Origin of the sequence: Aestuariirhabdus haliotis (assembly GCF_023509475.1) — a bacterium.
Classification (GTDB): domain Bacteria; phylum Pseudomonadota; class Gammaproteobacteria; order Pseudomonadales; family Aestuariirhabdaceae; genus Aestuariirhabdus; species Aestuariirhabdus haliotis.
In genome coordinates this window covers 15647-30291 of the sequence record NZ_JAKSDZ010000022.1, presented here as the reverse complement: position 1 = coordinate 30291, position 14645 = coordinate 15647, and the positions used below count along the sequence as shown (strand labels likewise).

The window sequence follows — 14645 nt, the reverse complement described above, 5'->3', positions numbered from 1 at the left end:
TTGGCTGACCGGTCAGGCACTCAGATCAATCTGGGTGCCTACCCGGTTCTCCTGATCCTGAATTTGCTCTTCCTGACGAGCTTCCTGGCTTTGCTCAACCTGCTGCACCTGAGCCACATCTTCTTGCTGTTGTTCCACCTGTTGCGCCTGCTCTACCTGCTGGCGCTGCTGCTGGACTCGATCCTGATTGCCCTGGTTAGTATTCGGGGTCACTGGAGACGATACGGAAAGTCCTTCTACTGGCATGACCACAACCTCGCTTCTGACACTATTAACGGTAACCGCTCACAACCAGAGTATACCGCTTTTTCTGGTTGTTTTTTCAACAATCAGGAGCAAACAGCAATAACAGTTAGAATTTAAAAGATACCTGCACCAGATCTTCCGTTATATAAGGCACCTCTGATTAATCAGTCTTCGGTTTCCATGCTCTTATCAGCTGGGAATCCAGCACGACAGAACAGGATCCAGCAGCCCACCATCATGGGTAACCATTCGGTTATTGTCTGCCATTGCCACCAGGATTCGATCATTGTGCCTCTAAGCAGGAGGTAATAAACCAAGACCCCCAGGGATAAGCCTGCCCCTACTTGTAATATTCGCCCCCGACCAAGCAACAAGGGTATCGCACTGAGCAACAACACCCAGGCAGGCAGACCAAAGTGGTTGATTTTCGCCATACCATGGAACACTGCACCCACCACCAGAGGCAGGGCGATACCCAGGGTTAACAACCGTAACCCTGTGATCGAAAAACCAGCCGCTGACTGCCGGTCGATCAACAGCGCCACCAGCAATAAGATTAATCCCACGTCGGCTATTCGCACCAACAACGCCGGGGAGGTATAGGCCATTACCTCAAGCTCTACCATAGGTACCGTCATCACCGGCAGAGCCGCTATACCTAGAGCCAGACCAATAATTACAGTTCCGATCACAATGACCTGGTAGTGATTGATCAGCAACAATACCCCTGCCATGATTTTACCAAGTGCCAGCAGCATCAATAGCTCACGAGGCGTTATTCCGCCCCGGAACAAAAAGCGTTGAAAAAAGGCATTAATCTGGCCCTGACTGCCGTAAGTGGACTCCATTAACAGAACCTGCATGCTGTTTTGGAAAAGCGCCATCAATAATGAGATCCCTGCCAACAACAGCATGACCGACATTGTTAGCCGTAGCAGGTGGATACAAGCGCCTCTTTTTACATACACAAACATCTATTTCCTTTAACCCTTTTCCCGTATTCGGTTCCACCAAAATCAACCCCGTTTATCTCGACGTTAACCGCTAGCCTCAAGACCCTGTTCCGGCCTGCCAACTTTCAACACAGCGTACGGACTTACTGAAATAGCAGTAGTATTTTCCACAGGCTGACAACATCAAACCTATACCCTACTATGTAGTCATCACCCTTTTGATGAAATGGAGAACACAATGGCTGTGACTAAATTTGACCCGGTTCATTATCAACTCGTAAAAGCCGACGGGCGCACTCTCCACGCCAATGTCGAAGTTACTATCGCCACCGATTCTAACGACGCCGAAAAAGCGGTGCAGATTGCCCTGGATGTCAAAATGGCCGACGGTAATCATCTGGAAAGCTCGTTCCACATGCGTCGAGACATGGCCTTTAACTTTGCTCACCGTACCCGCGAAGAGCTAAAAGACATGAAAGTGCTTCATGATGGCGAACATGCGGTTAATGCCTCCAATATTTTTATGCAAAGCAAGGAATATGACGCATTGTTCAAGAAGATTCGCGATTCGCTGAATATTGATCCGACGGAAACCATAGACCTTGGCCGCTATCTCAGGGATGGGGATTAATCACACGGTAAAGTCGATTACCTGACAGCAGGTTCCAGGTATAATATCCGGCCTCTTAATCTCACCAGGAGCTGTCCGTGAAGTATGTCGGAGCCCATGTCAGTGCCAGCGGCGGGGTGGCCAACGCCCCGCGCAATGCAAAAGCACTGGAAGCCAATGCCTTTGCCCTGTTCACCAAGAACCAGCGCCGCTGGGAAGCCCCTCCCCTCAGCACAGAGGTCATTGATGAGTTTCGCTCGACCTGCGACGAGCTAGGATTTCTCCCCGAACAGATCCTGCCCCACGACAGCTACCTGATTAATCTCGGCCATCCGGAAAATGACGCATTGGAAAAATCGCGTACCGCGTTTATCGACGAGATGCATCGCTGCGAGCAGTTAGGCCTGATCTATCTCAACTTCCATCCAGGCAGTCACCTTAAAAAGATCGCCATCGATGACTGTCTGGCGCGCATCGCCGAATCGATCAACATTGCCCTGGACGCCAGTCAAGGGGTCACGGCAGTAATCGAAAATACTGCTGGCCAGGGCTCCAATCTGGGCTATCGATTTGAACACCTCGCCCAGATCATCGAGGGCGTGGAAGATAAATCCCGGGTCGGGGTTTGCCTCGATACCTGTCATGCCTTTGCCGCCGGTTATGACCTGCGCACAGAGGAGGATTGCCAGCGTACCTTTGCTGAATTCGAACAACTGGTCGGCTTTCAATATTTGAAAGGCATGCATCTGAATGACGCCAAGATCAAACTCGGTAGTCGAGTGGATCGCCATCAATGCCTGGGTAAGGGTGAGATTGGTCTGGAAGTCTTTCGCTACATTATGACGGACAATCGTTTTAATGAGATTCCCATGGTGCTGGAAACCATCGACAGTAGCATCTGGTCCGAAGAGATTCAGCTACTACGAAGCTTCGCACTCTAGGGTCACCCTGTCAGCGGTATTATCCCTTAACGCCGCTGACAAAGATCAGCCATAATCAGGAACTGCACGATAGCATCGAACAACCTGCTCTCTGGCGTGCCCATTCCGGACGCCGCCTGGCATAATTGTCCATGCCCGGCTGCTCATCATATGGACGCCTTAATAATTCCAGTAACCGTTCTACTTCGCTGAAATCTCCCTGCTCGGCCAGATCAATCGCTTGCTGGGCAAGATAGTTTCGTAGCACAAAGCGTGGATTGGTTTGGTTCATTGCCTGCCTTCGTTGCTGGTCACTGACATCCTGCTGACGCAGACGCTGCTGGTAATCCCGCAGCCAATTGGCAATCCGCTGCTCTATCTTACCGGTCACCTCCTGGGGCTGGTAAAAAGCCTCCATCAACGGCTCAACCAAAGTACGATCATCCACGTTCAGGGCTGCTTCGCTGGTTTTTATGGACGCTAATGACCGATAAAAAATGGTCATATCGGTTTCCGTCAGGCGCAGCAGATCCTGCAACCGGGTTGTCAGGGTGTCATCCTCGGTTCGCCACTGATCCAGCCCGAGTTTGGCCGCCATCATCGTTTGCCATTGTTGCTGATAATCGACCGCATACTGATCCAGAATAGCCTGCAAGCGCTCCGTATCCTGAAACAACGGGCTGATCGCGTTGGCCAGCTGATAGAGATTCCAATGAGCGATTTGCGGTTGCTGGCCATAACGGTAACGACGCTGACCGGCATCCGTGGTATTGGGGGTCCAATCCGGATCATATCCTTCCAGCCAGCCGTAGGGTCCATAATCGATCGTCAGCCCCAGAATGGACAGGTTATCGGTGTTCATCACCCCGTGCACAAAACCAACTCGCATCCAGTGCACCATCAAACTCGCCGTGCGTTGGCAGACGATCGAAAACCAGTCTGCATACACCTCTTCACCGGGCGTGCCCAATTCCGGGAAATCCCGAGTAATCGTAAGGTCCAGCAACTGCTTGAGAATATCGATCTCATTGCGCGCAGCATGAATCTGGAAGTTGCCAAAACGGGTGAAGGAAGGCGCCACCCTACACACCACCGCGCCCGGCTCATGGCGCGCATTGCCATCGTAAAACATATCTCTCAACACTGGCTGGCCCGTGCTGATCAAACTGAGCGCCCTTGTCGTCGGAACCCCAAGGTGATGCATCGCTTCCGAACACAGAAATTCACGAACTGAGGAACGAAGTACAGCCAGACCATCGGCTGTTCGGGAATATGGCGTAGGCCCCGCGCCCTTTAACTGCAGTGTGAAATGTTGGCCCTGCTGATTGACCGTCTCCGCCAGATTGATGGCCCGACCATCTCCCAACTGTCCGGCCCAGTTACCAAACTGGTGCCCCCCATAGCAGCAGGCCCAGGGCGTCATACTCGGCAATAAACTATTGCCACTAAAGAGCTGCAAGAAACTGTCATGCTGGCAATCCTGTTCGGATAGATCCAGTTGCTCAGCCACTTCCCGCGAATAGGCTACCAGCTGCGGAGCCGGGACCGGGGTCGGCGATACATAAGAGAAACACGCCGAAGTCACCTGACGCCGGTAGTTGTCTGTTTCAGGATCAGCGGGCAGCGCCTGAATATAACGGTTATCAAACTGCCACCGGGAAAAACCGGCGGCGAGGGCAGTTAAAGGCATCATCATATCTCGTGCGCGCCGGCGTTGAGCGCGGGTCAGGTTTTCGCCGTTAGCGTTATTCACATACGCACACTAACCATCAACGGATCTTCGATTATTTGTAGTCCAGCCGATCCAGATCGTGCTTTTTCATTTTGTCATACAGGGTTTTTCGCGCCAGCCCCAAAGCCACCATGGTTTCCTTGATACTCCCCTTATGACGCTGCAGGGACTCGCGAATCAGGGAGCGCTCAAACTGATCGACCCGTTCCGCCAGGGTTTGCCGACTCTGTATCTCTTCCGACTGCGATTGTTCGCCCGGCGCCAGATTGGCTTCGTCACCAAGTAAGACATAGCGTTCGGCCAGATTACGCAGTTCCCGAACGTTACCAGGCCAATCGTGCTGCAATAACTGATGCATACGCTCACCGGGCAAAGGGATAATCTCCTGCTGGTAGCGCGCTGAGGCGATCAAGGCAAAATGTTCAAACAACAGGGGCAGATCATCGAGGCGATCGCGAAGTGAGGGAATATCAATTGTCACTACATTCAGACGGTAGAACAGGTCACTGCGAAAATTTCCGGCATCACTCAACTCCCGAAGGTCCACCTTGGTCGCCGCCACGATGCGAACATCCAGAGGTATTAAGGCATTGGAGCCCAGCCGTTCAACCATTCGTTCTTCAATGACTCGCAACAATTTAACCTGCACCGCCATGGGCATGCTTTCTATTTCATCCAGAAACAAGGTGCCGCCATTGGCGTATTCAAACTTACCCACTCTGGACTTTTCGGCACCGGTAAAAGCACCGGCCTCATGGCCAAAGAGTTCACTCTCGATCAGATTCTCGGGTACCGCGCCACAATTAATCGCGACGAAATTATTCTCCCGGCGCTTACTGTGTTCGTGCAGATAACGCGCGACCAACTCTTTACCCGTTCCGGTTTCACCATTGATCAGGATATCGGTTGGAGCGTCCAGCACCTGATGAATAACGCGACGCATATTCTGAATGGCCGGTGTGTTACCCAGAATTCGTGGACCCGGCGCACTTTGCGCTTCCACTTCCCGCCTTAGGTTACGATTCTCCAGGGTCAGGTTACGTTTTTCCAGCGCTCGTTTGACCACATCCACCAGCAACTCGGAGGCAAAAGGCTTTTCGATAAAGTCGTAGGCGCCGTCAAGTATGGCCGATACCGCCATCGAGATATCGCCATGGCCGGTCACCAGGATAACCGGCAGATCCGCGTCAATTTCTCGCACTCGCCGCATCAATTCGATGCCATCTATTTCCGGCATATTGATATCGCTAACGAGCACCCCTGGCCAGTCGGCATCGAGGTTTTCCAATACCTCAGCAGCCGTACTAAAACAGCGGATTTGGTAATCTTCCAATTCGAGGGTTTGCTGCACGGCAACCCGGATATGGTGCTCATCATCGACAAAAAGCACCTGACCTTTTTTCGCTACGATTTTTTCACCTGTGTTCATGCTATCTGACTACCTTGCTGCGCCTGACTGCGTTGCAATTCAATTCGGAATACCGCCCCACCATCGGGGTGATTACTCGCTATCATATTGCCCTGCATCGACTCGATAATGCGATGAGAAATGGATAATCCTAACCCCAACCCCTGGGTCACACCCTTGGTGGTGAAGAAGGGCTCAAAGATTCGCTCCATCAAGGCGTCTTCAATGCCTTCTCCACTATCATGCACCTCAATCACGACCTTCTGGTTTGCGCTCTCATCATCACAAAAGAGTCTCACATTGAGCGATTTACACTCTGCACTTTCCATAGCTTGCAACGCATTGGACAGCAGATTGACCAATACTTGCTCGAGTCGCACCATATCGCCCAGTACGTAGAGATCCTGTTCTTGTCCCTCGATGTGCCATTGCACATGCTGCTGACGCAACTGCGGCGCAATAATATTGATGGCGGCATTAAGGGCAGCATTGACCGAAACCGAGACACGGGTGCCAGAGCTTTTCCGCGAAAACACCTTGAACTGAGCAACAATTTTGCTCATATGTGAAGTGAGCTGGACAATTTCATCGAGGTTGGCGCGAGCATTAAGCTCCCGGCCTCGCTCGAGAAATTTATTAGCATTTTCGGCATAACTGCGAATCGCCGCCAGGGGCTGGTTGAGTTCATGGTTAATGCCCGCTGACATCTGCCCCATGACCGCCAGTTTTGCCGCCTGAATCAGCTCATCCTGCGTCTGTCGCAAGCGCTGCTCGGTACGTTGCCGCTCTTCCACTTCGTCCAGTAAGCGACGATTGGTTTCAGAGAGGTCGGCGGTTCGACTCACGACTCGGCTTTCCAACAGGTCATGAGCCTGTCGCAATCGATTCACATTGCGTAACCGCTCGACAAGAAACAGCAGTAACAACACGACGATGATGTAGAGTGCCGCACTGATGATGACTGTGGTCAGCACCTGATTCCTGACCGGCTCGGTAGGGCTCAATAAGTGCACCTGCCAACCGGCGGTTTCCATATTGTAACTGTTGACCAAAAAGGGGCTGGAGCGACGATTTTGATTGATCAATACCATTTGCGCGGAGCTACCCTGCAACGATTCCGGCAAGCTGACCCAACGAGCATTCAGGGTACCCAGTGATTGTTCACCATAACGGCGCTCTTCGCGAATTCGTTCCCAGCCTTCTGCGTTCAGGGGCTCCAGAGAGTGATACAACCATTGCTGGCGTGTCGAAATAAAGGTGATGCCATCCGGGTCGGTTACCATCAACTCGGGTTCATGGGGAAGTCGAATATTACTCCACTGAAATTCGATATCCCGCAGGCTGATTTTGATCACCACGACACCAATGATGTCTTCGGCATCGGTAATGGGGTAGGAAAAGTAATAACCTCGCTTACCCGAGGCGATGCCCAGGGCATAGTATCGACCCGCCCGCCCCTCCATCGCCTGGGTAAAATAGGGTCGGAAAGCGTAGTTATTTCCAATAAAGGTATTGGCAAGGTTCCAGTTACTGGCGGCTACCGTTGTGCCCCGACTGTCGAGCAGATAAACATCGGAGGTATTACTGATCTCATTCATCTTTTCCAGGAAACGGTTTAAGCGCTGTGACACATACTCATCGCGCTTGTCCTGTAAAAAATCACGCAACAGGGGGTTGGTCGCCAACAGCTCCGGGATAAATTCATAGCGGCTGAGGGTCACTTCCAGAGAGTTGGTGTAGCGCTGCAGTTGTGCTTCGGCACTTTCTTGCAAACGGTCATAGGCTACTTGCCGAGCCAGAGAACCACTGACCCATACCAGCAGGACAAACAACAGGATCAGAGAGCCAATCATCAAAGCGCTGCGGCGGTGAATAAATGAGATCAGGTCTGACACAGAAAATACCAAACGTATAGGCAACCGGGGAGCCCCATATTAGCATGCTCGGCAAGGGGCTTTAACCGTAGATGCGATGGCTACCGAAAACACACGAGGGCCTGCCTTGAGGTGATCAATAATAGTACTGTGACTGCAGTTTTCCACCGGAGTTACTCCGTTATTGAACATATCGTGGGTCTACACTAAGGTGAGTACTAGAAAGAAGACGACTGACCATTCGCGCGAACTCAGTTGATGTGTATCAATTGACCCTCAAGAGCGTTTCCACGACACTGCCGCTTTGCAAAACAGCCCCTGCATCCAAGGATAATCCCATGACTGATATGCGCGAAAGTTCACTGTTCCAGCTGGCAGCACGCCAGCTGATGACTCCCGACGTACTCAGTGTATCGGCTAATTGGGATATTCCAGAACTGGCCAGTTTTTTTGCCGAATACAAACTGTCCGGTGCCCCGGTACTGAACCAGGAGGGAGAGCTGGTAGGCGTCGTGAGCATCACCGATATCCTGCGCTACAGCAATAACCCGCAGTACAAAGACGAAGTGGTCAGCAAGCAGAATTTTTACAACGAACAAAGCGCCCGATTAAGCGATCAGGTAGACGACCTGGAATTTTGTGGGCAGCGCCGGGTCAGTGACATCATGACCGCTCAAATCATCGCCGTTGATGCCGGCGCCGGGGTAGAAGAGATTACCCAGGTCATGGCTACCAATAATATTCACCGCATTTTTGTCACCGAAGACGATCAGATTATCGGCATCGTCTCCAGCATGGATGTGGTGAGACTGGTCTATCAAGCCGCCAAGGCCAGTGCCTGACTAATCATCCCCACCTGTGTGGGTTCCTGGCACCCTGAGGTTTGTTCCTGGTAGATGTTGCACCCGGGGCCAACGCCTTTCACAATAGCCGTTATGAAAAAACTGCTCATTGCTCTTTGCAGCCTGTGGATAGGCGGCTGCGCCCTTTCTGCCACATCGCCACCATCGCAAACGGGGGTGGCGGCTGCGGCAGCCGAGTTACCCGACCAGGCCAATGCCATGGGCTGGCGTTACATAATGCTGCAACACCGGTGGGATCCCGAACATGACCCCGAGTGGAGCATGGACCTGCTGCTCGCTGCCGAATTACTTGGCCCGAGTCTGGATCGGCATAGAGAGCAGGTCAGGTTCTGGCGCTTTCATCGACGGGCGGGCCGCGGCTCAGCCGGTCATCAACTGACCCTGCTTCTGTACACCGACGCAAGCACCGCCAACCAGATTTACCTTGAGGTGGTGAACCATCCCTGGAGCAACCAGCTACTGGCCGAAGACCTGGTTCGCATGCACCACCGAGGTATCAGCAACAACTCTCGACCCGATATAGCCGACAGCAGTGATCCCAACTGGAGCCCTGAACTGGCCAGCGCCTGGCCCCATTACATTATGGGAATTAGTGAATTCTGGCTCAGCCTGATTCGAGACTACCGTAGCCAACAAGCCCTGCCCGCTAACCTGGATCAGGCTCGTCAACGCTACCAGGAGATCAACGAGCAATTGACGGATACCTGGCAAAGCGAAGGTCACCATGCCCTGCTGCACCACCTCAGCGCATCATTTGCTTATCAGCCGCTGCTTATCCGGTACTAGGAACGCCTGATGGAACGCGAGGGGGTTACCAAATACCGCTGCCATCACGAAAAGCGCGCCTTGCTGCCGATTCCTGACCTGTCGCGACTCAACTATTGGCGTCAGCAGATGCTCGACAGGGGCATGATCGGGCAATCGAACGTCCGTTACCAGGGACTCGGATTCGGCAATATCAGCCAGCGCTGGCCGTATCCAGGATCGGATCGCCAACACAGGGATACTGGCGTGGATGCATTTATAATCAGCGGCACCCAAACGGGCCATTTGAGCAGCCTCGCAGCCTCAAATGTGGCTGTGGTGCTGAACGCAGAAGTCGAGCAGAACCGGCTCTGGTCCCAGGGAGAATCGGAACCTTCATCAGAAGCCTTGAGTCACGCGGTGATCTATCAGCAGCGTCATGGCTGCAATGCCGTAATCCATGTCCATTGCCCCCTGATTTGGCATCAGGCCCGTAAGCTTTCCCTGTCTTGTACGGATAGCAACACCGCCTATGGAACACCGACGATGGCGCAGGAAATACGTTCATTACTGACCGCCGATCAGGGCGTCATTGCCATGCTCGGCCATGAGGATGGCATCATCAGCTACGGACCGTGTTTATCGACTGCCGCCGAGGCGTTGGTCAGGCTTCAGGCGTCTGCGAAAACTCTGCACGATAGCCCAGCACCATGAGTCTTCGATTCATTCTGACCCTCTGCGGCCTGGCGCTCCTGATCGGATGCAGTACAACAACGCCGCTACCCAACCCCGAACCCCGGATATGCGATGGTCATTTGCAATCGCTGTATCATCAAGCCCGAGATAGGGGCATAGCCGATGTTCAGGAACAGCCCCTGAGTCCCTTTCCCTACTTGAGAGCCGATCGAACCCTTTGGTCATTATTAGGGGACCTGCAGACAGAGTCACAGCGCCGGGAATGGCTCGAAATCAGCCTTGAACTTGGCCGTCAGGCCCTGCGCAGTGATCACGCCAATCTTGGCAGTGACCATCCAATCGACTCTCTGGAAAACTGCCTCGAACAACAATCCCAACACCTTATTCAGGACGCCAGCTGGCCCGAACGACTGGCGACGATACCCTACCCGTCTCGCTATCGAACCGAGTTACAGGTGATTGGACTCTACCCTTTGACCAGCCGCTTGATGGGTTTACCGCTGCAAGACCTGCACGAGGAACTCAAGTCTCGCTTTTATCAGGGTCCCCAGCTGCCAACCCGCCAGTACCAGCCAGCATCGCCGGCACGCCTGCCCCCCGGGCAAATACGGCAATGGCTGACTGAAGCCTATCAACGCAGTCATTTAGGGCTGCCGGTTATGACGCCCTCCCGGCAGCAGCAGCTGTTCGCGCATTACGCGCCGGTCTGGGAGATCGAGCAAGGGGGAGACTTCGACCTGCCAGGCGCCCCACGCTGGCTGAACGATGAACCAGGAGTCAACCCGCTAGAGGTCGTGACCTACACCCATTCAAGCTATACGCGTTGGAACAACCGCTGGTTGCTGCAACTGAGTTACCTGGTCTGGTTTGATCAACGGCCCCCGGCAAGCAACTGGCTTGATATATACGCGGGCAAACTGGATGGGCTTTACCTTCGCATCACGCTCGACGAACGAGGCCAGCCATTGCTACTGGACAGCATTCACCCCTGCGGCTGTTACTACTCTGTCCTGCCCTTGCAAACATCGCTTCAGTTGAAGACGGAGGCATCGATTGGAGAGCCCCCCTTGCTGCTTAAACCGGCCCAGTACCAGAGCGGACAACGCTTACGAGTATCGATAAGTAGTCAGGATCATATGCTGATCGGTGCGGATTGGGGGAGGAAAGAGGCAGACGCCAACCGTTACCAGCTACAGAGTTCGGACGAACTCCGGCGCTTACCCTGGGGGGCGGGATCTCAAAATCTGTTTTCTTCACCAAAGGGTCTGGTGAGCGGCACTCAACGAGCGGAAAAGATTTTACTCTGGCCCAGTGGTATCGAATCACCCGGCGCAATGCGGCAGTGGGGACACCATGCCATAGCCTTTAGTTCTGAAAGGCATTTCGACGACCCCGATCTGCTACAGCAAATATTTGAGGCCGCCGTCAATCGACAGGATGGCAGCGACTAGCACTTGCGGCAATAATCCCTGTTCAGGCAATCGGCCAAGACAAGAACAGCGTTTGACCTCAATATTAATGCCTTAAGGCAGTGTCTTACTCAGACTGAAAGCCCCTCTCAAATCACCCTGGGAAAAACCGGTAGCGCGATCATCCGGGTAGAGTTTCTCAATATGGGCCGCCACATCGGGGTCAATCTGTCGGCCGTGACAAGCCAGACAAACACCGGCCGTTGGGATGGCTTTCATATAACGCACTTCGCTGCCACTACCGGTTTCCACCATTTCGAAGTATTCCAGGTTTGCGGGATTTTCCCCGGACCGTTTACGGCGTTCAAATTGCACCAGCACCGCCCGTTCCCAGCCATCGGGGCCATTAGCGCTATTGCGGGTACGTAAAGAGGTACGGCCAACTTTCCAACCACTGGCCTGGGCACGTTCATTAGCGATTGGGGTTGCCTGGACATTGCAGGCGTCGATGGCATGAATCGCCCCCCCTCTCTCCATTGCGGGTTTGAACACGGCTTGCAACTGCTGACCAAACTCTTTGCTGATCGCTCGTGCCTCGTCTCGATGAACCGCTAGCTCATCGGCCAGCACAGAACTACTGGCAAAGGCGGTGACAACAGCGATCACTGCGAAAAGGCGGCACATGGTGATTCTCCCTAATTCGGACCATAGTCAATTAGGGATTATCCTTACACAGACCCACGCCCTTGTCACTGATCTAGATTCATACCTTCGGCAAATTACGGCGTCCCTTGGCCCAAAACAAGTAAAAGAGTCACCTGTTAGTTTTGTGCTAACAGGTGACGTGTCAAAAAGAGTTGAGCAACTGATGGCACAGCCTGGTGCCAGGCATGAGCGATATGGCTCGCCTTGAGAAACCCTAGTAGCCGTAGGGGTTCTTCATGGGAATTTGGCAAAACCGTCCCGAATGACAGTTAACCGACACCCACAGCTTACGCTTGTAACGCCTGAGTTTACGCTCAGACGCACCAATCGCCTGCAATCGAGCCTGAATATTGGCGGGTGGATACACCGCCGGATCCTCTTTCACATCAACATCTACCTGATCAAGGCTAGCCGGAACCGGATTCGGGTAAGCAACATAGTTGGTGTTCCTGGCGGCAACAGCGGGTTGAATCATAAAGTTAATAAAGGCATGTGCCAGCTTCTTTTGCTGGCTGGATGCTGGAATCGCCATGGCATCGAACCATACTGCAGCACCCTCTTCAGGAACTCGATAACTGACGGCCTCATTCTCACTTTCATCCACATCCGCCATAATATCGCCCGAGTAACCCACTGCCAGACACAGTTTATCCTCGGCAAGATCCGTACTGTATTGAGAGGTATGTAGATAGCGGGTATCCGTGATGGTTTTTTTCAACAGAGCCGCGGCCGCATCCAATTCACTTCTATTGTTGGTATTGACCGAATAGCCCAGGTAGATCAATGCGGTGGCGAACATTTCGGAGGATTCATTCAACAGTGCAATCCCACATTGTGAGACTTTCTTACGTAAATCTTCGTCATACAACAATGACCAGCTATTCATCTGCACGGGATCAATACCTAACTGCGCCAGCATTTGCTCATTAACTCCGATGCCGGTGGTACCCCACATATAGGGCACTGCATATTTGTTATCAGGATCCTGTCGTGCCAGACGAGACATAATCCCCTTATCGAGTCCCTTGCTCATCGGAATCATTTTTGGGTCCAGCGGCGTCAGTAACTGACGCCCACTCAGGAAAGGAATCATAGCGCTGGGGGGAACAATCACATCCCAGGGTTCCTTGGCGTCGAAAAATTTTTCGAGGAACTCATCTTCACTTTCAAACAGCTCATAAACCAATTCAACCCCTTGCTCCTGTTTGAACTGTTCGAGCACGCCTTCATCGACGTAATCGGACCAATTCAACACTCTCAGAGTTTGGGCCTGAACACTGGATACCATAAACCAAAAGATTATAACCAATAACCGCCAACAATTGTTCATAAACACCTGTTTTTCCGGGGCAAGCCCCGTCCGTCCCTAGATTAAGTGATTGATTTTTTGCACGAAGTGTACATAAATATCGAACGCACTGTATCGCAATACTTGACGGAATGTCATTTTTATTTGACAGCCTTCACACTTTTTTTACATAGCCAATAGAGTGATGACCGTATAGAAACAGGGCAATTGAGAGGCGCCAATACTGAATTGGCCCGGTTAAGACAAAGCTTGTATGACAGGCACGCCGGCTCAGTGCCGCTTTGACTCAGGCAACACCAAACCAACGGGATGTCATCAATAGACCAGGCGCCAGAGAACCCTGGCTAACCGCTAAACATCGCGGCACCACAAGCGATGAGCACCATGACCAGAAGAATCCACTTGAGGGTGCGCTGGCTGGCCTTGATAGCAAATTTCACACTGAGGTGAGCCCCCACCACACTGCCTGCCGCCAGCGTCAGTCCTGGCACCCAGAGCACCTGATCCCGAGCGATAAATACGCCCAGGGCCACCACACTGAGCGCCGCGGTACAGACATTCTTCAATGCGTTGGTCCGCACCAGATCGTAACGCAATCCGCCTGCCAGCGCGGCAATCAGAATAAAGCCCACCCCGGCCTGCACAAAACCACCATAGAGCCCGGCAATGAACATCCCCATCCAGGCGGCGGGACGTTCAGCAAAGGTATAGGGCGTGGTATCAGAGTCGGGGATAATGGTCGCTGGCTTGAACAGCATCACCAGGGCCATCAACACCATCGATCCGAGTAATACGGGTTTGAGAACCACTGAAGGAAGGTAAGATGCAATCAGAGCGCCGACCAGGGCGCCTACTAATGTTGGTACCAAAATCGGAGCAATCGCTCCTTGATCGAGAGCACCATGCTTGTTGAAGCCAGCCATACCGGTGATCGATTGCAACAGTACGGCGACTCGATTGGTGGCATTGGCAATTTCAGGCGGCATGCCCACCAGCATCAACGCCGGCAAGCTCAACATCGATCCGCCTCCAGCCAGGGTGTTAATAAAACCGGAAATCAGGCCCGCACTGACTAATGCCACTATAACAATAAGGTTTAGCTCATACTCCACGGTGATACCCTCATCCTGTTAACCGCCCTAGCGCCCAAAAAGTGAACCCACCATCAACCGCTCT

14 protein-coding genes are annotated in these 14645 nt (G+C 52.8%); 6 read left to right on the top strand and 8 right to left on the bottom strand.

What is annotated here, in order from left to right; all coding sequences use genetic code 11:
- Nucleotides 1-12: 12 nt before the first annotated feature.
- Nucleotides 13-246, bottom strand: coding sequence for a hypothetical protein (locus MIB40_RS12800; RefSeq protein ID WP_249694869.1), 234 nt, complete (start codon nt 244-246; stop codon nt 13-15).
- Nucleotides 247-410: 164 nt separating this feature from the next.
- Nucleotides 411-1220: a hypothetical protein gene (locus MIB40_RS12795; protein ID WP_249694867.1), complete on the bottom strand. Its 810-nt coding sequence runs from the start codon at nt 1218-1220 to the stop codon at nt 411-413.
- Between the two features lie 217 nt (nt 1221-1437).
- Here MIB40_RS12795 and MIB40_RS12790 point away from each other — a divergent pair, with 217 nt between their 5' ends.
- Complete coding sequence (locus tag MIB40_RS12790) at nt 1438-1830, top strand: DUF5064 family protein (protein WP_249694865.1); 393 nt, start codon at nt 1438-1440, stop codon at nt 1828-1830.
- A gap of 77 nt (nt 1831-1907) precedes the next feature.
- A complete protein-coding gene (gene nfo, locus MIB40_RS12785) occupies nt 1908-2750 on the top strand; it encodes a deoxyribonuclease IV (protein WP_249694863.1) in 843 nt (280 codons plus the stop codon).
- Nucleotides 2751-2805: 55 nt separating this feature from the next.
- Here the strand turns inward: nfo and MIB40_RS12780 are convergent, their stop codons facing one another.
- From MIB40_RS12780 to MIB40_RS12770, 3 genes are all read right to left on the bottom strand, one after another.
- Nucleotides 2806-4419, bottom strand: a complete 1614-nt coding sequence (locus MIB40_RS12780) for a protein adenylyltransferase SelO (protein WP_264758564.1) — start codon at nt 4417-4419, stop codon at nt 2806-2808.
- A gap of 94 nt (nt 4420-4513) precedes the next feature.
- The gene (locus tag MIB40_RS12775) at nt 4514-5890 is read right to left on the bottom strand and encodes a sigma-54-dependent transcriptional regulator (protein ID WP_249694859.1); all 1377 of its coding nucleotides are present in this window, start codon (nt 5888-5890) and stop codon (nt 4514-4516) included.
- On the bottom strand, nt 5887-7764 hold the full coding sequence (locus MIB40_RS12770) for a sensor histidine kinase (RefSeq protein ID WP_249694857.1): 1878 nt from the start codon (nt 7762-7764) through the stop codon (nt 5887-5889). Before MIB40_RS12770 ends, MIB40_RS12775 begins: the two co-directional genes overlap by 4 nt.
- 317 nt (nt 7765-8081) lie before the next feature.
- On the opposite strand from MIB40_RS12770, the gene MIB40_RS12765 reads away from it, so the two are divergent.
- The 4 genes from MIB40_RS12765 to MIB40_RS12750 all read left to right on the top strand — a co-directional run bounded on the left by MIB40_RS12765 (nt 8082) and on the right by MIB40_RS12750 (nt 11497).
- Nucleotides 8082-8585 carry a CBS domain-containing protein gene (locus tag MIB40_RS12765; RefSeq protein WP_249694855.1) on the top strand — a complete coding sequence of 168 codons (504 nt, stop codon included), beginning with the start codon at nt 8082-8084 and terminating at the stop codon, nt 8583-8585.
- Between the two features lie 93 nt (nt 8586-8678).
- The gene (locus tag MIB40_RS12760; RefSeq protein ID WP_249694845.1) at nt 8679-9392 is read left to right on the top strand and encodes a hypothetical protein; all 714 of its coding nucleotides are present in this window, start codon (nt 8679-8681) and stop codon (nt 9390-9392) included.
- A gap of 9 nt (nt 9393-9401) precedes the next feature.
- A complete protein-coding gene (locus MIB40_RS12755) occupies nt 9402-10064 on the top strand; it encodes a class II aldolase/adducin family protein (RefSeq protein ID WP_249694843.1) in 663 nt (220 codons plus the stop codon).
- The gene (locus MIB40_RS12750; protein WP_249694841.1) at nt 10061-11497 is read left to right on the top strand and encodes a hypothetical protein; all 1437 of its coding nucleotides are present in this window, start codon (nt 10061-10063) and stop codon (nt 11495-11497) included. The genes MIB40_RS12755 and MIB40_RS12750 overlap by 4 nt, the downstream gene beginning before the upstream one ends.
- 72 nt (nt 11498-11569) lie before the next feature.
- Here MIB40_RS12750 and MIB40_RS12745 read toward each other — a convergent pair whose 3' ends face one another.
- The 3 genes from MIB40_RS12745 to MIB40_RS12735 all read right to left on the bottom strand — a co-directional run bounded on the left by MIB40_RS12745 (nt 11570) and on the right by MIB40_RS12735 (nt 14581).
- Entirely contained in the window at nt 11570-12139 is a 570-nt protein-coding gene (locus MIB40_RS12745; protein WP_249694839.1) for a Tll0287-like domain-containing protein, read from the bottom strand.
- 235 nt (nt 12140-12374) lie between these two features.
- Complete coding sequence (locus MIB40_RS12740; protein WP_249694837.1) at nt 12375-13490, bottom strand: extracellular solute-binding protein; 1116 nt, start codon at nt 13488-13490, stop codon at nt 12375-12377.
- Between the two features lie 323 nt (nt 13491-13813).
- On the bottom strand, nt 13814-14581 hold the full coding sequence (locus tag MIB40_RS12735; RefSeq protein WP_249694835.1) for a sulfite exporter TauE/SafE family protein: 768 nt from the start codon (nt 14579-14581) through the stop codon (nt 13814-13816).
- Nucleotides 14582-14645 lie beyond the last annotated feature (64 nt).

What these genes read in the sequence shown, in the direction of transcription:
- MIB40_RS12800 (WP_249694869.1), bottom strand. Translation starts at nt 246, where the DNA reads ATGCCAGTAGAAGGACTTTCCGTATCGTCTCCAGTGACCCCGAATACT.
- MIB40_RS12795 (WP_249694867.1), bottom strand. Translation starts at nt 1,220, where the DNA reads ATGTTTGTGTATGTAAAAAGAGGCGCTTGTATCCACCTGCTACGGCTA.
- MIB40_RS12790 (WP_249694865.1), top strand. Translation starts at nt 1,438, where the DNA reads ATGGCTGTGACTAAATTTGACCCGGTTCATTATCAACTCGTAAAAGCC.
- MIB40_RS12780 (WP_264758564.1), bottom strand. Translation starts at nt 4,419, where the DNA reads ATGCCTTTAACTGCCCTCGCCGCCGGTTTTTCCCGGTGGCAGTTTGAT.
- MIB40_RS12775 (WP_249694859.1), bottom strand. Translation starts at nt 5,890, where the DNA reads ATGAACACAGGTGAAAAAATCGTAGCGAAAAAAGGTCAGGTGCTTTTT.
- MIB40_RS12765 (WP_249694855.1), top strand. Translation starts at nt 8,082, where the DNA reads ATGACTGATATGCGCGAAAGTTCACTGTTCCAGCTGGCAGCACGCCAG.
- MIB40_RS12760 (WP_249694845.1), top strand. Translation starts at nt 8,679, where the DNA reads ATGAAAAAACTGCTCATTGCTCTTTGCAGCCTGTGGATAGGCGGCTGC.
- MIB40_RS12755 (WP_249694843.1), top strand. Translation starts at nt 9,402, where the DNA reads ATGGAACGCGAGGGGGTTACCAAATACCGCTGCCATCACGAAAAGCGC.
- MIB40_RS12750 (WP_249694841.1), top strand. Translation starts at nt 10,061, where the DNA reads ATGAGTCTTCGATTCATTCTGACCCTCTGCGGCCTGGCGCTCCTGATC.
- MIB40_RS12745 (WP_249694839.1), bottom strand. Translation starts at nt 12,139, where the DNA reads ATGTGCCGCCTTTTCGCAGTGATCGCTGTTGTCACCGCCTTTGCCAGT.
- MIB40_RS12740 (WP_249694837.1), bottom strand. Translation starts at nt 13,490, where the DNA reads ATGAACAATTGTTGGCGGTTATTGGTTATAATCTTTTGGTTTATGGTA.